This window comes from Olavius algarvensis spirochete endosymbiont (assembly GCA_900608495.1).
GTDB lineage: Bacteria > Spirochaetota > Spirochaetia > DSM-2461 > DSM-2461 > UBA2779.
Genome location: UWYT01000312.1, coordinates 1 through 274, shown reverse-complemented (window position 1 = coordinate 274; position 274 = coordinate 1). Strand labels below are relative to the sequence as shown.

General features: G+C 42.7%; 1 protein-coding gene. It reads left to right on the top strand.

The genetic code is table 11. The features are described from left to right. Positions 1 to 199 (top strand): hypothetical protein (locus S1OALGB6SA_RS10420; protein ID WP_230204525.1); only part of this gene is annotated, 199 nt, incomplete at its 5' end. Positions 200 to 274: the final 75 nt, after the last annotated feature.

The window sequence follows — 274 nt, the reverse complement described above, 5'->3', positions numbered from 1 at the left end:
ACTTTTTGCTTATCTCAGAGAGGAGTTTGGGCTTAGTACAATGACTGTAATTGGGGTTCCCACACTCATATTTTTGATAATTTCGATTATAGGAGATCTCCGTAAGGGTAAAAAACCGATAACGGAAATCATAGCAGCTTTTCTCTTTCTATTTGCAATCATATTAGGACAACTCACGCTACCTACTTCCAACCTGTAGCCAAGAAGCCGCCTCCCCTTGCCTTAGGCCATCCATGGCCATGGGGCTAAACAGAACACGCCTTATTTTCAGTAG